18 protein-coding genes are annotated in these 24748 nt (G+C 65.6%); 8 read left to right on the top strand and 10 right to left on the bottom strand.

The annotated features are described in order from the left end of the window. Nucleotides 1–8: 8 nt before the first annotated feature. The 3 genes from CPZ00_RS01220 to CPZ00_RS01210 form a co-directional block, all read right to left on the bottom strand. Nucleotides 9–947 (bottom strand): glycosyltransferase, encoded by a 939-nt coding sequence (locus CPZ00_RS01220; protein WP_157744147.1) that lies wholly within the window; start codon nucleotides 945–947, stop codon nucleotides 9–11. Nucleotides 948–1108: 161 nt separating this feature from the next. Then, a complete protein-coding gene (locus tag CPZ00_RS01215; RefSeq protein WP_096388999.1) occupies nucleotides 1109–2221 on the bottom strand; it encodes a glycosyltransferase in 1113 nt (370 codons plus the stop codon). Then, the gene (locus tag CPZ00_RS01210) at nucleotides 2218–3354 is read right to left on the bottom strand and encodes a glycosyltransferase (protein ID WP_157744146.1); all 1137 of its coding nucleotides are present in this window, start codon (nucleotides 3352–3354) and stop codon (nucleotides 2218–2220) included. The genes CPZ00_RS01215 and CPZ00_RS01210 overlap by 4 nt, the downstream gene beginning before the upstream one ends. Nucleotides 3355–3642: 288 nt before the next feature. Here CPZ00_RS01210 and CPZ00_RS01205 point away from each other — a divergent pair, with 288 nt between their 5' ends. Next, on the top strand, nucleotides 3643–6801 hold the full coding sequence (locus tag CPZ00_RS01205; RefSeq protein WP_096388997.1) for an oligosaccharyl transferase, archaeosortase A system-associated: 3159 nt from the start codon (nucleotides 3643–3645) through the stop codon (nucleotides 6799–6801). A gap of 6 nt (nucleotides 6802–6807) precedes the next feature. Then, nucleotides 6808–7767 (top strand): DUF368 domain-containing protein, encoded by a 960-nt coding sequence (locus CPZ00_RS01200; RefSeq protein ID WP_096388996.1) that lies wholly within the window; start codon nucleotides 6808–6810, stop codon nucleotides 7765–7767. Nucleotides 7768–7788: 21 nt separating this feature from the next. Here the strand turns inward: CPZ00_RS01200 and CPZ00_RS01195 are convergent, their stop codons facing one another. From CPZ00_RS01195 to CPZ00_RS01165, 7 genes are all read right to left on the bottom strand, one after another. Then, a complete protein-coding gene (locus CPZ00_RS01195) occupies nucleotides 7789–10500 on the bottom strand; it encodes an outer membrane protein assembly factor BamB family protein (RefSeq protein WP_096388995.1) in 2712 nt (903 codons plus the stop codon). After that, nucleotides 10500–12395, bottom strand: coding sequence for an ATP-binding protein (locus CPZ00_RS01190; protein ID WP_096388994.1), 1896 nt, complete (start codon nucleotides 12393–12395; stop codon nucleotides 10500–10502). Before CPZ00_RS01190 ends, CPZ00_RS01195 begins: the two co-directional genes overlap by 1 nt. Then, the gene (locus CPZ00_RS01185; protein WP_096388993.1) at nucleotides 12392–13066 is read right to left on the bottom strand and encodes a hypothetical protein; all 675 of its coding nucleotides are present in this window, start codon (nucleotides 13064–13066) and stop codon (nucleotides 12392–12394) included. Before CPZ00_RS01185 ends, CPZ00_RS01190 begins: the two co-directional genes overlap by 4 nt. A 6-nt stretch (nucleotides 13067–13072) precedes the next feature. Next, nucleotides 13073–14089 (bottom strand): hypothetical protein, encoded by a 1017-nt coding sequence (locus tag CPZ00_RS01180; protein WP_096388992.1) that lies wholly within the window; start codon nucleotides 14087–14089, stop codon nucleotides 13073–13075. Between the two features lie 3 nt (nucleotides 14090–14092). Continuing rightward, nucleotides 14093–15208: a hypothetical protein gene (locus CPZ00_RS01175; RefSeq protein ID WP_096388991.1), complete on the bottom strand. Its 1116-nt coding sequence runs from the start codon at nucleotides 15206–15208 to the stop codon at nucleotides 14093–14095. A gap of 118 nt (nucleotides 15209–15326) precedes the next feature. Then, nucleotides 15327–16106 carry a DJ-1/PfpI family protein gene (locus CPZ00_RS01170; protein WP_096388990.1) on the bottom strand — a complete coding sequence of 260 codons (780 nt, stop codon included), beginning with the start codon at nucleotides 16104–16106 and terminating at the stop codon, nucleotides 15327–15329. Nucleotides 16107–16189: 83 nt separating this feature from the next. Next, on the bottom strand, nucleotides 16190–17065 hold the full coding sequence (locus CPZ00_RS01165) for a translation initiation factor eIF-2B (RefSeq protein ID WP_096388989.1): 876 nt from the start codon (nucleotides 17063–17065) through the stop codon (nucleotides 16190–16192). A gap of 129 nt (nucleotides 17066–17194) precedes the next feature. Here CPZ00_RS01165 and CPZ00_RS01160 point away from each other — a divergent pair, with 129 nt between their 5' ends. The 6 genes from CPZ00_RS01160 (at nucleotide 17195) to CPZ00_RS01135 (ending at nucleotide 24739) form a co-directional block, all read left to right on the top strand. Next, nucleotides 17195–17860, top strand: coding sequence for an AIM24 family protein (locus tag CPZ00_RS01160; protein ID WP_096388988.1), 666 nt, complete (start codon nucleotides 17195–17197; stop codon nucleotides 17858–17860). A gap of 372 nt (nucleotides 17861–18232) precedes the next feature. After that, nucleotides 18233–19414: a tubulin/FtsZ family protein gene (locus tag CPZ00_RS01155; protein WP_096388987.1), complete on the top strand. Its 1182-nt coding sequence runs from the start codon at nucleotides 18233–18235 to the stop codon at nucleotides 19412–19414. A 3-nt stretch (nucleotides 19415–19417) separates the two neighbouring features. Beyond that, nucleotides 19418–20554, top strand: a complete 1137-nt coding sequence (locus CPZ00_RS01150; RefSeq protein ID WP_096388986.1) for a tubulin/FtsZ family protein — start codon at nucleotides 19418–19420, stop codon at nucleotides 20552–20554. A gap of 333 nt (nucleotides 20555–20887) precedes the next feature. Beyond that, nucleotides 20888–22081, top strand: a complete 1194-nt coding sequence (locus CPZ00_RS01145) for an ABC transporter substrate-binding protein (RefSeq protein ID WP_172861733.1) — start codon at nucleotides 20888–20890, stop codon at nucleotides 22079–22081. After that, nucleotides 22078–22992, top strand: coding sequence for an NAD(P)/FAD-dependent oxidoreductase (locus tag CPZ00_RS01140; protein WP_096388984.1), 915 nt, complete (start codon nucleotides 22078–22080; stop codon nucleotides 22990–22992). Before CPZ00_RS01145 ends, CPZ00_RS01140 begins: the two co-directional genes overlap by 4 nt. Nucleotides 22993–23149: 157 nt before the next feature. After that, the gene (locus tag CPZ00_RS01135) at nucleotides 23150–24739 is read left to right on the top strand and encodes a sulfatase family protein (protein ID WP_096388983.1); all 1590 of its coding nucleotides are present in this window, start codon (nucleotides 23150–23152) and stop codon (nucleotides 24737–24739) included. Nucleotides 24740–24748: the final 9 nt, after the last annotated feature.

Below are 24748 nucleotides of genomic sequence, written 5' to 3'. Positions count from 1 at the left end.
TTGACGGACTACAGACCGAGTACTCGTTTCCATCGGCGAGATACCTCATCGTCGTCGTACCGCTCGACAGCGACTTCTCGAGCCCGCTTACTCATTTGAGCACGGTCGTCAGGTGAACTGAGAAGTTCGCTAAGGCGAGATTCGAGAGCCGCGGTGTTATGTTGACCGACGACGTACCCTGTCTCACCTTCGTCAATTATTTCTGCCGGACCGACGCAGTCAGTCGCGACCACCGGAAGACCGCACGCGAATGCTTCGATGACTACGATACCGAATAGTTCTTCCCAGTCGTCGATCCGGTAGGAAGGTAGCGTGAGAACGTCCGCACTCGCATAGATATCCGCAAGTTGAGCGTCCTCAGAGACGTATCCGAAGTACTCTACGTTGTCCTTGTTATGCGCGAGAGTCCGAATATTTCCGGTGAGCGGACCGTCACCGACAAACCAGAATCTGGCCGGCGGTCCATTCCACGTCCGGATCACGTCAATAAGCTCTCTGACGCCCTTGCGTGGTTCCAGCTGACCAACGAACAGGACGATCAAGTCGTCGCGCCTGTGAGTGCTAGCGTCAGGAGTATAGATGTCGGTATCGACCGCGTGTGGGATGTTGACGGCGTCGCTCGCTCCAGCCGCCCGAGCTGATTTGGTCGCCGCCTCTGTCACACCGACGACGCGGATATCATCGAGGAAAGATCGCCAACGTCGTCGTTGCCAGTTGAATCGTGGTGGTTGCGGTATGAAGTCGGTTTTCCAGTATGGCCAACTAGTGTGGAGGACAACGTCGTGACGATCGGCGAGCCACTGGAAGAGCGGAACACGTGGATCGAACGGCTCGGCGCCGAGGACGATTCGCTCGTCGCGTGACCACAGGAGGGCGTCTCCGAGGAATTGTAGATTTCCGATTATACCGTCGAAGTTCGAGTCGAGATCGTACTCGTGTGTCTCCACATTGAGCCCAATGCTTTCTGCTGCACGACGAATAGGCACGTCGTGGCTACCGGCTGGATACTGTCGTAGTACGTAAACAGAGGACATAACAAATGATTACCGTGGGGCTACGTTGAAGATGGCGAACACATTAAATTGGTCACTGTGAGGAATTCGGATCCTCAGTGAGAATTGATCATCATAGCGTACAATGATTCTGTTTCGGCAGCGAAGGCGGTCCACGTTTCAGTGTTTACATACCGCTTCGTAGACTCGCGCAATCGGTCTCTGGTCTCGTCACCGACTGCGTCCCGTATGTGGTTCGTAATATCGTCCGTTTCGTCGTAGGTTTGGACGCAGTCGTAGTCGGCAGCGAGCTCTTCGAACGCGGGTAGTGCGGTGGCTAGAACCGGGCAGCGGTAGGCAAGTGCGGTGTTCACCGCACCACTCTGTGTGACTTGCTCGTAAGGAGCGACTGCGAGGTCAGTTGCTCCGAACAACGCGGGGAGGTCTTCGTCGGCGACGTAGCCCACGTGCTGAACGCGGTCACGGACATCGAGTAGCTTGGCTAACTTGAACGTCTCGTCGAGGACTTCTTCGTCGGCGTCGTGACGCGGCTCCCCCGCGATAAGGTACGTCGTGTCCCTGAGTTCCGGTAGTGCGCGGATCACGTCCTCGTATCGTTTCTTCGATTCCACCCACCCGAGTGTCGACAACACGGTGTTTGCTGTCACGCTCATCTTCTCTCTGGCCGTCGATCGGTTGAGCGGTAGTGCGACTGGGTCGTCGACTGGATGTCGAAGTTTCCGAATCGAATCACGGTTGCCGTGCCGTTCCCGAAGAATGTCGATTGCGTCGTCGGTGTGAACAACGACTGTATCCGACACCGTGAGCACGAGTCGCTCGACCCCCCAATCGCGACTGATGAGGATGGTGTTGCCAACGGTACCCTGTGAGGGGTACGAGCGATGAACTTCGTGGAGCGTCGTTACGACGGCTTCGTCGCGCCGCGCGAGCCGTGCGTAGAACGACGGAGTGCAAACACCGCTCACGCCGAAGTGACCGAACACGCCCGCTTCGTACTGGACGTGGATCACGTCGGCGTCGTAAGGAATCGACTGGAACGCCTCGTCGAACCTGATTGGGTTCATAGTCGCCGGGTAGCGTATCGGAACGACAGATACCTTGACGCCTACGGATTCCAGTCCGTCTCGGAGGCGTTCACTGTAGTTCGCGATGCCACCGCCAGTATTCCATGGGGTAACGAGCGCGACGTGCAACGAATTATCACTCATATCTTCGGACCTGCGTCGATTCGGGACTGCTCCACGGCCCGTTCGACGGTTTCTCGAATTGACTCACGGAAGTTTTCGAGACCATACGTTCGGGAAACTTGTACCAGTTCTTCCGCAGAAGCCTCCACCCCTTCCGAGTCGAACTGTTCGATAGCGTCGGCTAGTGACGATACTCCACGCTCGTAGAGGATGCCCGTCACGCCGTCGCGAATCTGGTACTTTGTGTAGCCGTCGCGTACTCCAATGACGGGCGTGCCACTCGCGTAGGCTTCGATTGGGACCATCCCGAAGTCCTCGTTGACGGCCGCGTAGACGAGTGCGTTCGCCGAACCGAGGAGTTCCCGCTTCTCGCTCTCCTCGAGATATCCACGGAATTCGACGTTGTCCATATCTTCAGCGAGTGATTTGAGTTCCTGCTCCTTCGGCCCGGAACCCCCGATGACGAGGTGTTTATCGGGGTGATGTCGAAACGCTCCGATAATCTCATCGAAACGCTTGTCGGCGGTCAGTCGCGAGAAACTCAGATAGAAGTCTCTGTGTTCTCCACTCGTGTACGACTGTATCTCGGTCGGCGGATAGACAACTTCCGGGTTCTCGACGCCCCAGTATCGAGTGAGCCGTCGTGCGACCAACTCGCTGTTTGCGACATAAATATCGGGATAGGGGATGTTCGGGTTGTACAAAACGCGGGATGCGTAAGCATATAGCTTCGTCACGAAGCTGTCTGCACGCTGATGAAATAGATCATAGGCGGTTCGTGGCGTCGTATGGACGTACTTTACGACCGTCTGTTCTTCTGGAGGAACATACCAGCCCGGATTATTGCCGCTCTGTATGATGACATCGTACTCTGTCAGTTCGGGAAGACGTTGCCACGCGAATTGGTAGTAAAAATCGCGAAGCCAAGAGAATCGACGAACCAACGGTGCTATATACCGCTCACCGAACAAATCGACAAATTCCAACTCTTCGCGCTCCGCTTCGGGTGGGAGAGCTTCCTCGTTGACGAACCCAGTATAGATTGGGGCGTCGAACGTACGAGCGATAGTCTCTGCGACGTACTCGGCACCGCCCCGCTCGTAGTAATGTTCGTGGACGACAGCGATTGAGAGATTTGAAAGATCTGTAGACATCCAACGGACTATCAAGGAGATTCTACATATTTGTATCGTTCGAACATATTGTGCCTGCATCGAATCAATGAGTGATGTCGCTAAGATGATATCCGATTTTGACATCAAAGTTTCGACTCCCACACATCAGATGACTAACAGAGGCGATCGTTACAACGAATTTTGCCGGAATGAGTACTGATCCGGACGAGTATACGGAATCTGGGGGTCGATCAATCATGCGCCGAAAATTAGGTTCGAGAGCGTAGATGACAAGCCTTATGCGCGTTTTCCGAGTCGAAACCCACAATGAGCGATCAGACCGATTCCGACGGTCTCGGGGATTCCTCCGTCCTCGATCTCTTCGAGCGGTGGTATCACGTCCCCGCGATCGTCGTCGTCCTCGCAGTGATGTTGTACTCGCGCCTCCGCGCGTACGACAACTTCATCGTCGACGGCCAAACCTACTTCCGCGGCAACGACGCCTGGTACCACTTCCGCGAGACGTCCTATCTCCTCGAGCACTGGCCGAGCACGCTTTCCTACGAAGTCTGGTCTGGCTTCCCCTACGGGGTCGACGCGGGCCACTTCGGAACCCTCTGGGACCATCTCATCGCCATCTTCGCGATCGTCTCCTCGCCGATAACCGGCGGCGGCGAGGAGGGACTGATGCAGGCGATGCTCGTGATCGCGCCGATCGTCGGGACCGCGGTCGCGATCCCGGTGTACTTCATCGCTCGGCGGTTCGTCGACCGACTCTCGGCGGTCGTGGCCGTCGCCGTCCTCGGACTGCTTCCCGGGACCTTCTTCAGCCAGACGCTGGTGGGCTTCCCGGACCACCATGCGGGCGAGGTTTTCTTCTCCACGCTCGCGGTCCTCGCGTTCTTCGTCGCGCTCGGGGTTGCCGAACGAGATAAACCCGTCTGGGAGCTCGTCGTCGATCAGGACTGGGAGGCACTCAAACGCCCGGTTGGGGTTGCCGCCGCCGCCGGCCTCGCGATCGCCTTATATATGGCCACCTGGCAGCCCGGCGTGATGCTCGTCGGGTTCACCGGGATCTTCCTCGTGATCAAGATCACGAGCGACGTGGTCCACGGCGACAGCCCCGAGCCGATCGCGTTCGTCGGGACCGTCTCGATGGCCGCCGCTGGCCTCCTGATGGTGGTTCCGCTCGATAGCCTGTCCTTCGAGACGACCGCTTACTCGCTCCTGCAGGTCGTCCTCCCGCTCGGCGCCGCCGCCGGCAGCGCGTTTCTGGCGTTCCTCGCACGGCAGTGGAACGCCCGCGACATCGACCCGCGTGCCTATCCCGCCGCCGTCGGCGGACTGATCGCCGCCTCGATCGGCGTCCTCGCGGTGGCGGTTCCCGCGGCGTGGAACACCATCGCCACGAACCTCCTTCGAACGATCGCCTTCTCCACCGCGGCAGCCACGCGCACAATCAGCGAGGCGCAGCCGCCCCTGATGCAGTCGGACTTTGCGCCCTTCGTCCTCTCGCAGTACGGCTTCGCGTTCTTCTTCGCGCTGATCGCGATCCTCGTGGTCCTCGCGCGCCCCCTGATCCGCAGCGACGACACCCGGGAGACGGGCTACGTCGTCGCCGCGGCGGCCGTGATCGGCAGCGTCTACGTGATTCCGGGCGTCTACGACGCGATCGGCGGCCTCGTCGGGCTCTCCTGGCAGGTCGTCGGCCTGGCGCTGGCCACGGCGTTCCTCGTGGGCGCGACCTACCTCGCGCGCTACGACGCCGAGGAGCTCTACTTCGTCGTCTGGGGGCTGTTCATCCTCTCGATGGCGTTCACGCAGGGCCGGTTCAACTACTACCTCGCGGTCGTCGTCGCGGTCGGCGCCGGCTACGGCTTCCAGCTCGTGCTCGGCGCGCTCGACGTGCGCGGAAAGTCGGTGCTCGAGGCCGCCGACTCCGTGCAGGGCTGGCAGGTGATGATCCTCGGGGCGGTCGTGCTCGTGCTGTTCGCGCCGCTCGTCGCGATGGTCACCCCGGTGTGGGCCGCCGGCGCGAACACCGGCCCCGGCAGCGTCGTCGAGTGGGACGAGAGCCTCCAGTGGATGAACGAGGAGACGCCCCATCCGGGCGAGCTCGAGGGCCACGACAACGCGCTGGAGTACCAGGGCACCTACGAGCGCCCCGCGGACGGCGACTTCGAGTACCCCGAGGGCGCCTACGGCGTGCAGTCGTGGTGGGACTACGGCCACTGGATAACCACCAGAGCTCATCGGATCCCCAACGCGAACCCGTTCCAGCAGAACGCCCGCCGGGCCGCGAACTTCCTGCTCGCGCCCAGCGAGGAGCGCGCACAGAGCGTCCTCGCGGACCAGAGCACCGAGGGCGAGCACACCCGCTACGTGATGGTCGACTGGCAGATGGTTCACCCGAGCTCGAAGTTCACCGCGCCCGTCACCTTCTACGACGACGGGAACGCGACCCAGCGCGACTTCCTCGGCGCCATCTACCGGCCGACACAGCAGGGCGGGTTCCGCGTCGCCACACAGACGCGCGAGCAGCGCTACTACGAGAGCCTGATGGTCCGGCTCTACGAGTACCACGGCAGCGCCAAAGAGCCCGAGCCGATCGTGCTCAACTGGGACGAGACGCCCGTCGAGGCCGCCGACGGTTCCCGGACCACGATCCGGACGGTCCCGCAGGCCGAGGGTGAACCGGTTGCCCAGGCATTCGGGTCCATGGCGGAGGCGGAGTCGTTCGTCGAGAACCGGAGCGGCACCGCGCAGATCGGCGGCATCGGATCGATGCCGCTCGAGCGCGTCGAGGCCCTCGAACACTACCGGCTGGTCCACGCGACCGAGTCGAACGCCAGCCAGGCCTTCAACACGCAGCTGCGTACCACCCGGGCCAACTGGGTGAAGACCTTCGAGAAGGTCCCCGGCGCGACAATCGAGGGCTCCGGCGCCGAGCCCGGCCAGGAGGTCGAGGCGGCCGTCGAGATGACCTATCCGCACTCCAACGAGACGTTCATCTACCGGCAGTTCGCCATCGCCGACGAGAACGGCGAGTTCTCGTTCCACGTCCCCTACTCGACCACCGGCTACGACGAGTACGGCCCCGAGAACGGCTACACCAACGTGAGCGTCCGCGCGACCGGCCCCTACCAGGTCGGCACCGCGCCGACCGCGAGCAACGGCAGCCTCACCTACAACACCGGCACCGTGACCGTCACCGAGGGCCAGGTCGTCGGCGAGAACGACTCGGCCGCGACGGTCGAACTCGAGGAGGAGTCGCTCCTCGGCGGCGACGACGGGAACGCCACCGACAACGACACCGCGTCGGACGACTCGACCGCCACCGACGGGTCGAACACGACCGACGGCGGTTCCACGAACTCGACCGGCGACGGCACGACCGACGATGGAACCACGAACGCGATCGCTCCGGCGGTCATCGCGACCGGCGCGGATCCGGCCACGGCCGTTTCCGGCACAGCTACTCCCTAACTCCCGATGGTCGACGCCCCTGAGGCGGTCGTCCCCGAGTGGCTCGGCGTCTATCTGCGCGGAGTCGCGATGGGATGTGCCGACGCGGTCCCCGGCGTCTCCGGCGGGACGATCGCGCTGATCACGGGGATATACGAGCGTCTCATCGCGGCGGTGACCGCTGTCGACCCCCGGCGCGTCCGGCGCGTCCTCGTCGGTATCCGCCCCAAAAACCTGCCCGACGCCCGCGCGGCGTTCCTCGAGATGGACGGCCCGTTCCTCCTCGTGCTCGGGGCGGGCATCGGAACCGCGATCGTGACCGTCCTGCGCGTCGTCGAGCACCTGCTCGAGGCCGCACCGGTCGTCACCTTCGGCTTCTTCTTCGGGCTGATCGCCGCCTCCGCGGTCGTCCTCCGACACGAGGTCGACCTGTCGACGCCGGGCCGGAAGGCCGCCGCGGTCGCCGGCTTCGTCGTGGCCTTCCTCGTCTCGGGGTACGCCGCGGGCGCGCTCGGCGACGGGCTCGCGGTCGTCTTCCTTGCCGGCGCCCTCGCGGTGAGCGCGATGGTGATGCCCGGCGTCTCCGGGTCGCTCGTGCTCGTCATTCTCGGCCAATACGAGCGAATGACCGACGCCCTCTCGACGTTCATCGACGCCGTCCTCGGCGCGGTTTCGGGCGGGAGCCCGGACGCGCTGCTCGCGGCGGCGCCGCCCGTGATCGTCTTCTGCGGCGGCGGGGTCGTCGGCCTCTTCACGGTCGCGCATGCAGTGCGCCGCGCGCTCGCGACCTACCGGGCGGCGACCGTCGCCTTCCTCGTGAGCCTCATCGTCGGCGCGTTGCGCGCGCCGCTGGTCGAGGTGGGGCGCGTCCTCGCGGACACGGGGTCCTCGTGGGGTGCCGCCGCGCCGCGGTTCGGCCTCGCGGCGGTCGGCGGCGCGGCGGCCGTCCTTCTGTTGGACCGGTACGCCGGCGCCATCGAGTACTGAGCGGTTCCTCTCCCTGAGCGATCACTCGACCGAGAAGCCGGTTGAGACGCGCGGGGAGTGGTCCGGGCCGCTCCGCTCCGTCTCGCGGTCGATCGAGACCGACTCCGGCGACCCGACGATGAAAAACGTCTCCTCGTGGTCGACACCCCCGACGGTTCCGTCGACGTCCACCGCGACGTCGAGGCCGCCCTCGACGCCCTCGGCGTCGACGTAGTGAACGTGGGTCTCGCCGGGCGCAAGCTCCGGGACGACGTCCTCGTCGTAGAGGATCGTCCGAACCTGCTCCCCGCGGGCGGCGATCGACAGGTCGGTCACCGTCGACCCGCCGCCGTTCTCGAGGGCGATCGCCACCGTCCCGCCGTCGGCGTCGATCGCCGTCTCCGGGTCGACCGTGACGGCCAGCGTGTCGAGTCCGTCCGCACCCCCCGTGGGAGCCTCGACGAGCACCTCCAGCTCGCGGGCGGGTGCGACCGAGCCGTCGGCGACGTATCGGAGGCCGTCGTAGCCGCCGACGCTGCTTGGATCCGGCCCCTCCACCGGGTATGTCGACGTCACCGACTCGTGGGGCGGGACGTGAATCTCTTCGGGGGGGTCGCGGAACTCGTAGACGTCGAGCGCGAGGTCGCGCACGCGGAGCCGGCTCTCGGCCGTGTTGACCGCGGTCACCTCGAGGACGTATCCGTCGCGGTCGGGAAGCAGAAGTCCCCGACAGTACAGTTCGGGGACGTCGGGATCGGTGTCGAGCTTGCCCGCCGTCCGTTCGACGCCGCCGCTCTCGACGGTCACCGGCGGGACGACGTCCTCGCCGACGCCGGTGAAGGAGTGGAGCCGGGTGAACGTGCGGAACTCCCCCGGCCGGATCGTCTCGGTGACCGGCGCGGCGTCGGGCGTGCTCACGGTCACCGCCTCGGGGCCGTGGCCGACGTTCTCGACGTCGACGTGCTCGAGGCAGAGGTCGCCCACGACCGGCGGCAGGGGATCGATCCGGCGCTCCAATTCGAGCTCGCCGCTGCCGGGCGCCGCGGCGTCGCTGTTCGGAGCGCCGCCGACCGACCCGCCGTTGCCGACCGCTCCGCCGCTGGACGCGGTCGCGGACGGAGCGTGAGCCTTCCCGCCGGCGCTCACGACGGCCGACTCCGGAACCTCGATCTCGGATTCGTGGTCGAGGAAGTGGCCGGTCACCGAGACCGTGGTGGCTCCCGCCTCGAGGGGCGGCGAGACCAGCTCGAGGACGCTGCCCGGGCCGCCCTCGAACGTCCGGGTAACCGACGTCGCGAGCGCCTCGCCATCGATCGTCAGCTCGTCGACGACGGTCGCCCTTGAGTCGTTTCGCACCCGGACGACGGCCACGTCGTCGCCGAACTCGCACTCGGCGGCGAGGGGATCCTCCGGCCGCGGGACGTCGATCGTGCGGCGGATGCTGTTGGCGTCGGAGATCGTCAGCGTGCCGTCGGCCGGCGCCTCGAGGGTAAGCGTCGTCTCGTCGTTGGGGTCGATCCGGTCGACGCGCTCGTTCATCGGGTTGATCCGGACGTTCTCGACGGGGACGCCGGTCGTGTTCGCGAGCGTCACCGACACGCGGAGCCCCTCCGGGGTCAGCCGCGTCGGCGTGACGGTCACGTCGATCGAGTCGTTCCCACCCGTGACCCGGAGCCGCTCCTCGACGATCGGCTCGCCATCGGCCGTGATCGTGGCCTCGACGACCTCGTCGTCGATCGACGCCAGCGGGAACCGGAGGCGCTCGGACTCGTCCTCGAGCAGCGTCACCTCGTGGCTCGGGTCCGAACACCGTGCCCCGACCAGGTCGATCGCGATCGTTGCGGCGGCCGCGGTGTCGCCGACGTTGTGCAGCTCCGCGTGGATCGCGTCGGCGGCGGCGGTCAGCGACTCCGAGAGCACCGTCGCATCCAGCGTCCACTCCTCCGAGAGGCGGCGGTAGACGTTCGCGACCGTGTCGACGATCACGCAGACCGGCTCGCCGCCGGCGGCGGTGACCGGCAGGCCGTCGTCGAGCTCGAGGGTCGTCCACTCGCCGTCGGCGTCGATCGACCGGATCTCCCCCTCCGCCCGAAGGATGATCTCCTCGCGGCCGAAGGGGTCGATCCGGTCGACCTGCCAGTCGTGGCTCCACTTCCGGTCGCCGGTTTCGACGTCGATCCCGACGCAGCGTGCGTCCTTCATCACGCAGACGATCGTGTCCCCGACCACGCCGAGATCGCTTATCGCCCCGTCGACGCGTTTCTGGAGCCGGCTCTCGCCGGTCGGCCCGAGCACCGACAGGAACGACCACGCCGCCAACACGAGGGCGTCGTCGGTACAGACGACCGCCGGCGTCGCCGAGACGTCCGAGTGCGGCCGGTCGACGCGGAACCGCTCCTGGCCGCTGGTCGCGTCGAGCCCGACCAGCTCGTCGTCCGCGGTCAACACGACCGCGAAGCCGCTCTCGCCCGGGGCGGCCACGCGGACCGCATCCGGGATCGACACGCGCCAGAGCCGCGTCCCGGAGAGGCTGTAGGCGTCGACCCCGTCGTCAGTGACCGCGTAGAGGTGGTCGCTCAACGCGACGCTTTCGGCGGCCGACGGCAGGGTTATCTGGTCGCGTTCCTCGCCGACGACGTACACCTCCGTCCCGTTGGCCAGGATGCAGACGCGATCCGCCGAGACCGCCCACGCGTCCAGCTCGCCCACCTCGAAGGAGGACGTCCGAACGTACTCGGCCGACCCGGCCGGCATCACCGGTCACCCCGGTCGACCGGTTCCGCGTTCCCGATGGCTCCCTCGCTCGCTTGCTCGGCCGGTCCATCGTTGGCGGCCGATCCATCCCCGGACATGGGGGTCTCGCCTGCGCTCGTTTCCCCGGCGTTGGATCCCGAACCGCCACCTCGTCGGCCCTCGCCGGCACCCGTTCCGCCATCCGATCCGCCTCCATCGGAGCCCGCGTCCCCATCCGATCCACCCTCGCCGGTTCCGTCCTCCTGGTCGGCGAGCAGCGAGGAGAGCGCGTTGCCCCCGGGACCGCCGGGTCCTCCCTGGAGATCGATCCCGTGCTCGTCGGCCTGTTCGTGGACGTAATCGCGCATCTCCGGGTAGCCCTCGAGGTCGTCCAGCTGCTCGCGGACGCTCGAGACGTACTGTCTGACCGTCTTCGGCTCGGTCCCCTCGAGCCGGTCGAGCAGGTACTCCGTGGTCACTTCCTGTGGCTCGCCGTCGATCACGCTCCGGATGAGCTCGCGCTGGAGGTCGCTGCCCAGGATGCGGTCGGCAACCTCCGCCGGCGTGTAGCCGACCGACGCCTCGCCGAGCCGCTCGAAGTCGATGCTGTCGGTGTTCGGCAGGGAGCCCAGCTGCTTGCGCCAGACCTCCGACATCACCCGTTCGTCGGGCTGTTCGATGAACTGCTGGATCGGGAACCGCCGGGTCGCGGCCGGGTCGATCGTGAAGGGCATGTTCGTCGCGCCGATCACGAGCAGGTTGTCCTCCACGTCGTTCATCTCCTGGAGGAACGCGTTCGTCAGCGCCCGCTCGTGCCGCTGGAGGTTGTCGTCGCTCCGGTCCGGGATGAGCGTCTCGATCTCGTCGAAGAAGAGGACGGCGAACCCCTCCTCCTGGGCGATCCGGTGGGCCTGGTCGAAGACGGCGCTCACGTTCTTTTCGGCCTCGCCGGCGTACTTCGACTGGATGTCGCTGCCGCGGATCTCCAGGAAGACCACCTCGCCGTACTGGTCCTCGATCCCGGTCTCGTGTTTCGCCTCGTAGGCGATCGCCTCCGAGACGTGCGTCTTGCCGCAGCCCGGCGGGCCGTACAACAGCATGCTCCCGCCCCGCTCGGCGAACTCGTCGCCGTACATCTCGACGATCCGCTCGCGGATCTCGGTGTCGAAGAGGGCCAGCAGCATCCGCGCCGTCTCCTTGACCGACTCCAGCCCGGCGACGTCCTCCTCGAAGCTCACGTTCGGGACCGTCGGCTCGATCGAGACGGTCGCTCCGTCGTCCGGTCGTCCCTCGCCGCCGGGAGCGCCTCGTCCCCCGGGTCCGCCGGCGCCCGGACCGCCCCCGGCGCCGCCGCGTCGGCCGGAGCCGCCACCGGGACCGCCGCGCTGGCCGGCTCCCGTCGGCTGTCGTGGCGGCTCCGCGGGCTCGTCGACGAACTCCAGGTCGGTATCTTCGGTCACGCGGAGCGTCGAGTAGGCGCCCGGCTCGGCCTCGGTGACGGTAAAGCGGACGAGCGACCCCCGGACCTCCGCGACCTCCTCGATCCGGTGAAGCAGGTACTCCTCCGACCGGAGGTGTTCCTCGAGGACGTCCGGCGCGACCGTCTTCGGGTGGACGGTCGCCGAGTCGGCCGCGGGGATCGACGCCAGGCTCGCGCTCCCGTCGACGACGAACTTGTCGCCCCCCGAGAAGTCGATCCCGCCGAAGAGATGCTCGACGTTGGCGTTGATGTAGGCTTTGTTCCCGATGTTGCTCACGATCTGGTCGTCCTCGGTCTCGACCCGGAAGTACGCGCTCCGGTCGTTGTGGATGACCTCGACGAGGTCGGCGTCGGCGCCGACCTTGCTCGCCCCGACGCGGACGTGTGAGGTCGGTTGGTCGTCGGTCTTGATCGGGTTGAGGTTGTTCCGTGTCATGTCGTGGTGGTGGTCTCGTCGGTCAACGTCCGTGCGGCCGTGAACGCGGCCTCGGAGCGATCGATCGTCTCCCGGTCGGGTTCGTTCGTCCAGGCGGCCGCCCGGCGGACGAACGCGATGAACGCCGCGAGGTCGCCAAGCAGGTCCGCGACCCCCTCCCAGGCGGCCGCCAGGTCGGTGGCGCCGTCGATGCGCTGCCGGTCGGCGAGCTTCCGGCACTCCGACGTCACCGCGACGGCGTGGGTGACCAGACGGTCGAAGAGGACGTCCCAGTTCGCCGCCCGCGGACCGGCCGTCGACAGCGGGACGATCACCGTCTCCGCGACCGTCTCGACCCGCTTGACGGAGGGATCCGCGGGATCGAGGTCGACGTCCGATCCGACCTCCGCGGGCGTCATCGACCCGTGCCCGTCGTTCCAGGGGTCACGCTCGAACCACTGGTCGAGGATCGTCGCGATCGCCTCGTCGTCACGCCGGGAGGCGACCCCGTCGGTCGTCGGAAGCGGGACGCCGAGCAGACACAGATCGACGAGGTCACAGACCGAATCCAGCGCGTCCGCCACGACGTGCCAGGCGTCGTCGTCGGCGTCGTCGTAGCGGCGCTTTCGAAGCTCCTCCGTGGTCCGGTCCTGCGTGTGCCGCAAGGTCCCGAGGAACGATGCAGCGAACATCCCGCCCTACCGTGTCGTCTCGAGCGTCGCGTCCTCGTCGAGCTGTTGGACCTCCTCGGAGGTCGTCGACTCGCGCATGTCGAACAGGTCCTCGACGAACTCGTCGTCGGACTTCTCCTCCATCTGCTCGCTCGGCTCCGTCACGTCGCCGAACTCGGCGACGAAGCTCTCGAGGTTCTCGAGGTCCTGAAGCGCGCCGCTCTCCGTGAAGTTCTCCGAGAGCGCCAGCTTGCGGAACTCCTGGCTCTGGTCTATCAACAGCAGCTTGATGTTCTCCATGTCCTCGACGACCGCGCCGAGGATCTCGGGCCCCTGCGTCTCCGCGACCGGCGAGGCGGCCTTCTCCTCGAACATCTCGTAGCGGTGGTACCGCTTCCGGAGCATCTCGAACCGCCGTTTCTCGTCGTCCGGGAGATCGGAGGGCATCCGCCCGGCCAGCAGTCCCTTCATCTCCTGTTTCAGCTCGTCGGCCTTCCGGGCGTACTCCTGTTCGAGGTTCTGGGTGTCCGAGAGGTCCTCGAAGTGTTGCTGGAGCGTCTCCTGGTTCTGTTTGACCCGATCGATCGCGGAGTCGATCCGCTGGACGCAGGCGTCGAGCGTGGCCGCCCAGTTGTTGAGCATCGAGCTCGTCCCCTCCTCGCGGATCTTCTCGTAGGACATCAACACGACGACCTCCTCGCCGTCGATCGAGATGATCTCCTGGTCGGCGAGGTACTCGAGGACGGCGTGGGCGGCGTGTTCGTTTCGGACGTGCTCGGCGTCCGACTCCACCAGCGCGTCGATCGCGACCCGTTTGTCGATCACGCCGCGGCCGCCCTCGATCATCAACTCGTTGCCGAGGTGTCCCTGGGCGAGCGTCGAGATGATCTCCTCCCAGTTGGCCTGCGGGTCGTCGTCCGATCCCCGGTCGGCGATGCTCGCGTCGAAGCGGACCGGCTCGTCCGCGCTGCTCTGGGGAACGGCCGTCACGAAGGTCGTCCCGTTCTGTTCGCTCGTCGTGAAGTCGCTGAATCTGGTTCGCATCGGTTAGAATGCCTCCTCGATCTTGCCGTTCGCTCGCTCGCGCACCTGTTCTCTGAGATATCGGTTTGCCTCCTCGCTGTCGGCCAGCCGGAGATCCTCGATCTCGGTTTCTGCCTCCTCCTTCATCACCGAAGGGGTCGCGGCCGCGGTGTCCGCCAACAGCGGGGAGACGATCTTCTCCGCGTGGGCGTCGATCTCCTCGGATAGCGGGGCGCGATGGACCGCGATCCGGCCGTCGACGTCGATGTCGACGACCGCCTGGAGCCCCTCCTCGACCGCGTCGATCACGTCATCGCGCTCCGACCGGCTGACGTTCTCGAGGATGTCGGTCCGCCCCTCGATGCGGGCGGTGACGACCTCACGGTATTCGCTCGTGGGCATCGCGTGACCCACGTCGTCGAACTCCGAGATGACGTCGTCGGCGATCTCCTCGGCCATCCACCGGCCGTAGTCCTCGAGCGCGCCCCACACGAGGTACTCGCCGTCGAGGTCCGCGAGAAAGCCGAGCTGTCCCTCCAGATATCTGATGACGTCGGTCGTCGCGTTGACCGAAATGATCTGCTCGAGCTCGTCGTGCGACAGGATGCCCAGCGGTTCGCTGCCGCGCGACTGCTCCCTGAGTTCGTCCTCGAGCCTGTTCTGGCCCGTTTGCTCCTTCAACAGCGACCCGACCGAGTAGTACTCCCGCGAGCCCGCCGCGATCCGGAAGAGCATGTCGTTCGAGACCAGCTTGTCGACGAAGAACTCCACGTCGTCGACCGCGAGGTTGAACTCGTTGCGGATCTGCTCTGCGGTGACGACCTGTTGTGTCGATAAGAACAGGTCCTTGAGGCGGTTCGGGATCCGGTTGTCGTGGCCCGTCGAGAACGGGTCGTAGTAGTAGACGCCCGACCGGATCCGCCGGAAGTCCTCGTGTTCCTGCCCGGCGATCTCCTGGAGCGACTCCTTGATATCCGAGCGACTCAGGCTGCTCGCCTTCGTCAGCCCGGTGTCCTCGGACTCGTACCGGTCCCGAATCTCCTCGCTCACGCGGTCGACGTAGAGAAAGCCGTAGTTCTCCCGCGCGATGGAGATCGCGATCTCCCCGAGCAGGTCGGTGTCGGCTGGGCGGAGCGGCATCAGTCCGTGAACGTATCTGTAGCATACTAAATGTATTGCCATCCGCGTCGAATCTAGCCGCCACCGGCGGGATCGGCCCGGAATCCATCGTGCTTCGTCGACGGGATGCTCGTCGTGCTCAGTCGGCCGGCCGCCCAGCCACGGTTCCTCGCGATTCGTACTCGAGCACCGTCTCGACCCGGCCCGCGAGCGCGTCGCCGAAGACGTCCCGAACGAGGTACAGTCCGAGGTCGATCCCGGACGTCACCCCGCCGGCGCTCACGAGGTCGCCGTCGTCGACGACCCGAGCGTCCACCACCGTCGCTCCCGATTCACGGAGGTCGTCGATCGCGCTCGCGTGTGTCACCGCTCGGCGACCATCGGTGATCCCCGCGGTGGCAAACAGCATCGTCCCGGTGCATACCGACGCCAGCCGGACGTCGGTTTCCGCGAGTGCGGCGAGCGCGTCCGGAATGACGCCGCGCTGCGCCTCCGCCCACGCGCTCGCCTCGGCGTCGCGAGCGTTCCACCCCCCGCCCGGAACGACGAGGAGATCCGGATGATCGGCGACGGGCGCGGCGTCCCCCGTTCGATCCGGAACCGAGAGCGTTCCGTCGGGCTCGATCCGCGTCCCGTGGCTCGCGACGACGCGATCGCGCGGTTCGAGGGTTGCGTACTCGACGTCGATGGCGGCCGGCGCGGTCGCGTCGAGGTCCCCTTCGAAGGGCCGGTCCGCGAGGAACTCGCCGGCGGTGGCGAGAACCTCATAGGGACCGATGGCGTCGAGCTCGTCGAATCCGTCGTACAGGAGGATCCGAACGACGAAGGGGTCGGCGTCGGGGGCTGTTCCTTTCGAGTCGGCCGCTTGTTCCGAGTCGGCCGCTTGTTCCGAGTCGGCCACATCGGTCGGGTTGGACATACTCGAGACAGGACCGCCACCCTCGTGGGTGTTTCCCCGGCCGGCCTGCCTCCGATACGGTCAGGCCGTGGGTTGGGTCGCCGTCAGGCCGTGGGTTGGGTCGCCGTCAGGTCGTCGATCGGGACGTCGCCCTCGTCGGTGATGACCTGATCGACCGCCTCGACCGGCGTCGCGTCGTAGGCCGGGTTCTCGATCGTCACGTCCTCGATCGGTTCGCGCATCACCTCGACGGGGTCGCGGAAGTCGTTCTCGAAGCGGAAGGACTCGATGATCTTCGCGCCCGAGCCGACGACGGTCACCGGAACCCCGAGCTCGGCGGCGGTGGTCACGAGCGGGAAGGTGCCGATCCGGTTGTAGTAGGTGCCGTCGGTGATGCAGGTCATCCCCAGCAGGACGCGGTCGCAGTTTCGGAGGGCGTGACCCATCGCACCGTCGACTACCATCGTCGCGTCGACGCGCGGGTTCGCCGACAGCACCCGTGCCGACTTCCGGCCGAGGTATCGGGGGCGAGCCTCCGTCACGTACGCCGAGAGGTGCGTTCCCTCGGTGGTCGCGTTCTCGACCGCCTCCAGGACCGTCGAGGAGTAGTCGTGCGTGAGGATCGTGTCCCCGTCGGCGAGGAGGTTCGCGGCGTGTTCGGCCGCTCGACGTTTGCCCGTTTCGACGGCCTCGACCGCGTCGGCGATGGCGGTCTCGAGCAGGTGCTTTGCGCCCTCAACCGAGTTCGCCTCGCCGACGACGGCGCGTTCGACGTCCCGGACCGCGTTGTGGAGGGCGGCGTGGGAGGTGTCCGACCGGCGGAGGATGCCCGCGTTGTGTTCGAGGTCCCGTTCGAACGCATCGAGGGACGCGTACTCCCGGTCGAGGAGGTCGGAGAGCGCCTCGGCGGCCTTCACAGCGACGACGGAGGAGCTGTGGGTCTGCATCGCGCGGATCTCCGCGACGGTCTCGTCGATCATACCTGGTGGCTCCGGGAGCCGTCCCCAAAGGGATTCCGGCGGAACGTCGACGAGGCCGAAAAGACCCAAATCGAGGTTTGAGTCATCCGGACGTCTTAGTACCATCCCGACCGATCCCGTGACGTCACGATGGACGTTCAGGAATTCACGCGGGCGAACGCGCCGACCGGCGACGGCGATGCGTTTCGAACGGAGAACAACCGGCTCCTCGGCATCTCGCTCGACGGCACCGTGATGGTCAAGGCGGGATCGATGGTCGCGTACACGGGCGACGTCACGTTCACGGGCCGATCGTCGGCCGAGGGCGGCGTCTCGGGCTTTCTCAAGGAGGCCGTCAGCGGCGAGGGAACGCCGGTGATGGAGGCCGAGGGGACCGGTCACCTTTACGTCGCGGAGAACGGAAAGAAGGTGCAGGTCCTCGAGCTCGACGACGGCGAGTCGATCTCGGTTAACGGGAACGACGTCCTCGCGTTCGAGTCGACGGTCGATTACGAGATCAATACGGTCGGGAGCCTCTCCGGGATGGCCGCGGGAGGTCTCACGAACGTCTATCTCTCCGGACCGGGTCGGATCGCGCTCACGACCCACGGCGATCCGGTCGTGTTGCAGCCCCCGGTGTTCACGGATCCGGACGCCACCGTCGCCTGGAGCGGACGCCTCTCGCCATCACTCGAGACGAACAAGGCCATCGAGATCGGTCAGAAGTCCGGCGAGTCGATCCAGATGGCGTTCACCGGCGAGGACGGGTTCGTCGTCGTGCAGCCGAACGAGGAAGGGTCGGTTACCTCGGCCTGAGGAGCGCGGTCGTTCGGTTCGTCGATCGGTGGTTGGGTAACTCGACCAGTCGTTCGGTTCGGCGATCGGTGGTTGGGTAACTCGACCAGTCGTTCGGTTCGGCGATCGGTGGTTGGATCAACCGGTCGGTCGACCGTCATCGTCGTCCAGACGTTTCAATATGAATTCATTAGTTTCGCCGGTCGGTGTGTGACGCACCACTCACCGAAGCGGGCAGCACCGTTCGCGATAAAGTGGGGACGATCACGAGGAATTCCGGAGTTCGTCAGACGAACGTCATCGCGGCGTCCGTATCGAGTAATAGTTTCGTCGGTGAACGTATCAAACTGAAATTACATCGATTTTAAAACCCCTGGCGCGTGAACGGAGGGTATGAAGCTCGCCACGATCGGCGTCGGGAACGCCGGGAGCAAGATCGTCGACCGGATGCTCGAGTTCGAGTCCCAAACCGATCGGAACCTCTGCCAGCACGTCCACGCGATCAACACCGCGCGGACGGACCTCGCGAAGCCGGATTACATTCCCGAGGACCGCCGCGTCCTGATCGGCGACACGAACCAGAAGGCGAAGGGGCACGGCGTCGGGGGCGACGTCGAGGTCGGCGCCGAGGTGGCAAAGGCCGACATCGAGGAGATCCGGCGCGCGTTCGACGACGTCGAGATCCACGAGGTGGACGCGCTGCTGGTCGTCGCGGGGCTCGGCGGCGGCTCCGGCAGCGGCGGCGGCCCGGTCGTGATCGAGACCCTCCAGGAGATGTACGACGAGCCGGTCTACGGACTCGGCGTCCTGCCCGGCAAGTACGAGGGCGGCCGGCCGGCGCTGAACGCGGCCCGGTCGCTGCAGTCGTTCGTCACCAAGGTCGACAACTTCATCGGCTTCGACAACGACGCCTGGCGGGCCCGCGAGCAGACGATCGAGGAGGGCTACGAACAGATGAACCGCGAGCTCGCGGCCCGGCTCGTCACCCTGCTCGCGGCCGGCGAAACGGACGACTCGGAGGTCGCCGAGAACGCGATGGACTCGAGCGACATCATCCGTACGCTCGACACGGGCGGGGTCTCCACGATCGGCTACGCCGCCACCGAGGTCGACAACGACGCCGCGACCGGCGGCCTGCTCGACCGCTGGAGCACCGACGACGCGGAGCCCGAGGACGACAGCAGCAAGGCGACGAAGATCCAGGGGCTCGTCCGCCGGGCGGTCAACTCCCGGCTCACGGTGCCCGCCGAGATCTCCAGCGCCGACCGCGTGCTGGTCGTGCTGTCCGGACCCCCAAGCGAGTTCTCCCGGAAGGGAATCGAGAGCGCGCGCCAGTGGCTCGAACAGGAGGCCGACACGGTCGAGGTCCTCGTCGGCGACGACCCACGCGAGAAGTCACCCCAGCTCGCGGCGGCGGTGCTCCTCTCGAACGTCACGGAGACCCCGCGCATCAAGGAGATCCAGAATCAGGCCGTCGATGCCCAGGAGCGGATCGCCGAGCAGGAGGCCGTCCGCGAGGAGGAGATCAACGACCTGATCACCGACGAGAACAACGACCTCGACCCGGTCGTCTAGCCGATGGAGCTCGCACTCGTCGGCGTCGGGACGACCGGCAGCCGGATCGTCGACCACGTCCGCGATCTCGAGGCCGAGACCGGCCGCGCGTTCTCCGGGGGGAACGCGCTCGTCTGTGACATCTCCCGGACGATGACCGACGACGTCGAGACGGTTCCCGAGGAGCGTCGCGTCCTCATCGGCGACACCCACCCCCAGGTCACGGCCGACGGCGTGGACGGCGGCCCCGAGCTCGCTGCCGAGGTGACGCGCGGCGACCTTCCCGAGATCCGTCGCGCGCTGGACACGATCGACGTCTACGACGCCGACGGCGTCCTCGTCGTCGCGGGACTCGGAAGCGCGACCGGCAGCGGCGCCGGATCGGTGCTCGTCGAGGAGCTGCAGGCGACCTACGACGAACCGGTGTACGCGCTTGGCGTCCTGCCGGACGAGTCGGACGGCGGGACGGCAGCACTCAACGCCGCCCGCGCGCTGCGGTCGATCGTCCCCGAGGCGGAGAGCACGATCACCTTTGATCACGACGCCTGGCTGCGCTCCGAGTCGCCGGACCACGACGAGGCGGCACGGTCGCTGGCCGAACGGATCCTCACCCTGTTCGCCGCGGGAGAACGCGATTCGTCGCCGATCGCCGAGAACGCCGTGGACGCAAGCGACGTGGTGCGGACGCTCGAGCCGGGCGGCATCGCGTCGATCGGTCGCGCCACGATCGAGATCGACTCGGGGAAGACGGGACTGCTGGCCCGTCTGCTGTCGTTGTTCGGCTATGGGTCCGAGGAGCCGGAGCGGACGACCGACGCCGCGAGGGTGAACTCGCTCGTCCAGCAGGCCACCACCTCGCGGCTGACGGTGCCGTGCGACGTCTCCAGCGCCGAACGCGTCCTCGTCGTCCTGTCCGGCCCGCCGAGCGAGCTCTCACGGCGCGGCTTCGAGAGCGCTCGCCAGTGGCTCGAACGGGAGACCGATACGGTCGAGGTCCTCGCCGGCGACGACCCTCGCGATGGCTCCTCGACGCTCGAAGCGCTCGTCGTCCTCTCGAACGTGACCGACGTGCCACGGATCGACGAGCTCCAGCGACGGGCGCTCGACCACAAGGAGGACCGTCCCGTGGGCGAGCCGGTCGCCGCCATCGACGATGCGTGATCGCGTCGGGCCCCTCGTGCGTGCACACAGGTGATGCCGGACGGTGACGTCCTTGCTGCCGAACTGAGACCGTCCTTGAATGCCGAACTGAGACCGTCCTTGCTGCCGAACTGAGGCCGTCCTTGAATACCGAACTGAGGCCGTCCTTGAATGTCGGACGGTGACGTCCTTGCATCACACGTCCCCGACGATGAGGATGAATGTCCTCACTGCGGGTACCCGTTCTGAATACGGGCCGCCGATGCGTCCCGGGTGTGCGGCGCCGCACGAATCCGTCCTGAGGGTCGGCCCCCCGATCGAAACGACTATACTGTTTTAGGCTGGCCTAAAAATATGGGACGGGATTCACCGCCGACTGGAGGTCCAACGCGGCGTGATGTGATGCAGTATGGTGGGGCGGCGATCGTCAGTGGCGTACTTGCCGGCTGCACCGACGATGGCGGCACGGAGCCGTCTCCGGATCCGACTGGGCCAGCCACGGGAACGGAGACCCCCGGCGAGACGTCGACTCGAACCACCACGGCGGACGCATCGTACACCGTCTCAATGGAACCGGTCGGAACGCTCGAATTCGAGTCGGTTCCGGAAACGTGGTTCCCCTACACTGCGGACTATGCCGATATGGGCGTCGCCCTCGGCCAGGGGGACGGCCTCGCCGCGATCGGCGTCAAAGCGCGGTTCGGATCGCATCTCTATGCTGAACTCCCCGGCGTCTCCGTTGCGAAGGACGAGCTCACGGAGCTCTGGCAGGGCGGGACCGGCAAGGAGATCTATTACGATCTCGACGCGGACGTCCACATCATCGATCCGAACTTTATGCTGAACCGCCTCCAGTGGAGCCACGCTGACGTCGACGAGATCCGGAGGAACGTTGCGCCGTTCTTCGGCAACACCGTCTTCTCGAGCGCCTATGAGTGGCACGATTACACGTCGTATTCACTGTACGAGGCCTTCGAGAAGCTCGCCCACGTGTTCCAAGAACGGGAGCGCTACGAGGCGTTCAAGCAGTACCACGACGAGGTGCTCGCGGACGTCCGCGACCGACTCCCGGACGAAACGCCCGACATCGCGTTACTGTATCCGGCGGACGTGCCGCCGGAATCGTTCTATCCGTATCTCATCGGCGAGGGGACCCAGTCCAAACACTGGAACGACCTCGAGGTCGGTGACGCGCTCGCCCAACACGGCATCACTGACGCCCAGGCTGGCGGTGGGGCGATCGACTTCGAAACGCTGTTGCACATTGATCCGGACGCCCTCGCGATCCGACTGCAAGGTGAAATCACCGAGGAGTACTTCGACGGCGAAATTCGGTCACACCTCCAGGATCACGACGTCGCCGGCCAACTCCAGGCCGTGCAGAATGACCGCGTCATCTACGGCGGCATAACGTACCAGGGACCGATCATTCACCTGTTCCAGCTGGAACAGGCGGCGCAGGGACTCTACCCGGATACGTTCGGCGACGAACGACTCTTCGACCGGCAACGCGTCGCGGACGTCGTCACTGACGGGGGCGATGTATGAGTGCCGACGAATCCATCGACGGAGAGCCTGCATCCGAGTACGAGGTCGTCATCGTCGGTGGCGGGCCTGCCGGTTGCTCCGCGGGCGTGTTCACCGCGCGTGCAGGTCTTGAAACCGTCATTTTTGACCGAGGCCGATCATCGCTTCGTCGGTGCGCTCACCTCGAGAACTATCTCGGTTTCCCGGCCGGAATCGACATCGAGACGTTCTCCGACCTGCTGCACGCCCACGTCGAAACGGCGGGCTGCGAGATCGTTTCCGACCTCGTCGAATCCGTAACCCGTGCATCGGAGACGGGGTTCAGCATCGAAACCCAGGAGGGGCACTCTCTGCAAGCGGATCGCGTTATCGCTGCCACACGCTACGGCTGTGAGTACCTGCATCCGCTCGACGGTGACGACGAGATGTTCGAAACGCACGAGCATAACGGCGAGGAAGCCGAACGCTTCGATCGCTCGTATGCGGATGCCCACGGCCGCACGCCGATCAACGGACTCTATATCGCATCGCCCGTCGAAGAGATGAGCCAGCAGGCGATCACCGCTGCGGGATATGGGGCAGCAGTCGGACGACACGTCATCGGCGACGTACGCCGGGAGAAGGGGTATTGGGACGACGTTGCCGAACGCGTCGACTGGGTGCGGAGGGAGCACGCACGCGATCCGGAATGGGGGGATCGGGAGCGCTGGCGGGAGTACTTCGATGAACACAGTCCCGACGAGATCGAGCTCTCGGACGAGAGCGTCGTCGAACTGCGGGAAGCCGAAATAGACGACCGGCTTGCTGCGTACGTTAGCGACGACGAGATCGAACGACGGACGCAACGAGCTCACGATCGGATCCTCGACCATCTCGACACTGACCGCATCCGCACGTACCTCGACCGCGTTGACGCCGAGTCGGGGACGTGACGGCCACATCCGGCTGAGGGGTGGAGGTGAGCGACGGCGTCACACACGAGAGCGACGGCGTCACACACGAGAGCGACGGCGCCACACACATTCGTCGCGGGTACGCGAGAGCATCGGCAAGGAGTACATCTTTGAGCCTTCGAGCGGAAGAATACGTATGGGACGGGACCAACCGAACATTCTCTTTTTGATGAGCGATCAACATAGTTTCCGACATCTCAGCCATCAGACTGAAAGCGAGGGTGGAACGCCTGAACCCGTCCGGACGCCGACACTCGACGACCTCGCCGGATCGGCCGCTCGATTCGGCAACGCCTACTGTCCAGCACCGATCTGCGGTCCATCGAGACAAGCGATTCTCACGGGGCGGGAGGAGGCGCGCTCGGGCGGATGGTCGAACTCGGCGGTCCTTCCGGATCTGCCGACGCTTCCGGGAACGCTCTCCGATGCCGGTTACAACACTGCACTTATCGGAAAGATGCACCTCGGTGGAGACCGACAGTTCGTCGGGTTCGATCATCGACCCTACGGTGATCTCACCGGGTTTATGGGCCACCAGGGCGAGCCGCCGAATCCCCACAAGGGAAACCCGACGGATTGGAAGTCCCTCATCACCGATGTCGGCGTGACGAACACCCCGGAAAGCCTCCTTCAGGAACACAACGCTGCCCAAGAAACGGTCGCGTTCATCCGCGAGCAGCAACACCGAAATCCGGATCAGCCGTGGTTCCTCTGTACCTCGTTGAGTCGGCCACACTGGCCTCGAACGGTCCCTCGCCGGCACTTCGAGCGCTACTGGCCGGATGACGTCCCGGAACCGAAAGTGGTCGAAGACTCGGCCACGTACGACCACCCGGCGACACGCGCGCTCGCCGAGTTCACGAAATCGAGGGAGGTCTCGGAGGAGGAACGCCAGCGTGCGCGAGCTGCGTACTTCGCGTGCGTGGACTACGTGGACGAGATACTCGGCGACCTGTTCTCGCGTCTCGAACGCGAAGGATTGCTTGACGATACGATCGTCGTGTACACGAGTGACCACGGTGAATTAGCCGGAGAACACGGTCTCTGGGAAAAGATGACGTGGCACGAAGCGTCCGCGAAAGTCCCGCTGCTCATCCAACTCCCCGACCACCGGTCCGGCGACCGGGAAGCGACGTACGTCGACACGCCGGTGAGTCTGGTCGATCTCTATCCAACGCTCTGTGGCCTCGCCGGAGTCGACACCCCCGACGACCTGGACGGCCGCGATCTCGCGTCGAGCCTCCGAACGGGAACCGAACCGACGTCACGGCCAGTCTTCGTGGACGGGTTTTTCCTCGAACGTCTGCCGGGCGAGACCGACGACTACCAGTACCGATGCGTTCGTCGGGGCAAGTACAAGTACGTTCGATTCAAGGACGCCCCCGAACTGCTGTTCGACCTCGAGGCGGACCCGCTCGAAAGGCACGATCTCGCTGCAGACGCCGCCGCACGGGACGCCGAAGACGACGACGCCCTGGCCGATCTCCGGGCGCTCACGAACGAAACGATCGACTTCGAGGAAATCGACGAGATCCGCGAGCGGGATCGGGAACTGACGGAGGACCACACGTTCGGTCCCTCGAAAGGCGATCCGAACCAGTACCACTTCCCGGACGGTCGGGTCATCGACGCCGACTCGGCTATCTACAACCCACACGTGGTTTGCGAGCATCCCGAGGTCGTGTACGACGACTACGAGGGCCCGGGATTCGAACGTGAGCCGTAGCACCGACTG

This window comes from Halopenitus persicus (assembly GCF_002355635.1).
In the GTDB taxonomy this organism is placed as follows: Archaea; Halobacteriota; Halobacteria; order Halobacteriales; family Haloferacaceae; genus Halopenitus; species Halopenitus persicus_A.
This window is presented reverse-complemented; position numbering and strand designations above follow the sequence as displayed.

Bases quoted from the DNA above. Each gene is read 5' to 3' on its own strand.
- CPZ00_RS01170 (WP_096388990.1), bottom strand. From the start codon at position 16,106: ATGTCCAACCCGACCGATGTGGCCGACTCGGAACAAGCGGCCGACTCG.
- CPZ00_RS01195 (WP_096388995.1), bottom strand. From the start codon at position 10,500: ATGCCGGCCGGGTCGGCCGAGTACGTTCGGACGTCCTCCTTCGAGGTG.
- CPZ00_RS01160 (WP_096388988.1), top strand. From the start codon at position 17,195: ATGGACGTTCAGGAATTCACGCGGGCGAACGCGCCGACCGGCGACGGC.
- CPZ00_RS01150 (WP_096388986.1), top strand. From the start codon at position 19,418: ATGGAGCTCGCACTCGTCGGCGTCGGGACGACCGGCAGCCGGATCGTC.
- CPZ00_RS01185 (WP_096388993.1), bottom strand. From the start codon at position 13,066: ATGTTCGCTGCATCGTTCCTCGGGACCTTGCGGCACACGCAGGACCGG.
- CPZ00_RS01200 (WP_096388996.1), top strand. From the start codon at position 6,808: ATGGTCGACGCCCCTGAGGCGGTCGTCCCCGAGTGGCTCGGCGTCTAT.
- CPZ00_RS01155 (WP_096388987.1), top strand. From the start codon at position 18,233: ATGAAGCTCGCCACGATCGGCGTCGGGAACGCCGGGAGCAAGATCGTC.
- CPZ00_RS01165 (WP_096388989.1), bottom strand. From the start codon at position 17,065: ATGATCGACGAGACCGTCGCGGAGATCCGCGCGATGCAGACCCACAGC.
- CPZ00_RS01205 (WP_096388997.1), top strand. From the start codon at position 3,643: ATGAGCGATCAGACCGATTCCGACGGTCTCGGGGATTCCTCCGTCCTC.
- CPZ00_RS01215 (WP_096388999.1), bottom strand. From the start codon at position 2,221: ATGAGTGATAATTCGTTGCACGTCGCGCTCGTTACCCCATGGAATACT.
- CPZ00_RS01140 (WP_096388984.1), top strand. From the start codon at position 22,078: ATGAGTGCCGACGAATCCATCGACGGAGAGCCTGCATCCGAGTACGAG.
- CPZ00_RS01135 (WP_096388983.1), top strand. From the start codon at position 23,150: ATGGGACGGGACCAACCGAACATTCTCTTTTTGATGAGCGATCAACAT.
- CPZ00_RS01145 (WP_172861733.1), top strand. From the start codon at position 20,888: ATGGGACGGGATTCACCGCCGACTGGAGGTCCAACGCGGCGTGATGTG.
- CPZ00_RS01210 (WP_157744146.1), bottom strand. From the start codon at position 3,354: ATGTCTACAGATCTTTCAAATCTCTCAATCGCTGTCGTCCACGAACAT.
- CPZ00_RS01180 (WP_096388992.1), bottom strand. From the start codon at position 14,089: ATGCGAACCAGATTCAGCGACTTCACGACGAGCGAACAGAACGGGACG.
- CPZ00_RS01175 (WP_096388991.1), bottom strand. From the start codon at position 15,208: ATGCCGCTCCGCCCAGCCGACACCGACCTGCTCGGGGAGATCGCGATC.
- CPZ00_RS01190 (WP_096388994.1), bottom strand. From the start codon at position 12,395: ATGACACGGAACAACCTCAACCCGATCAAGACCGACGACCAACCGACC.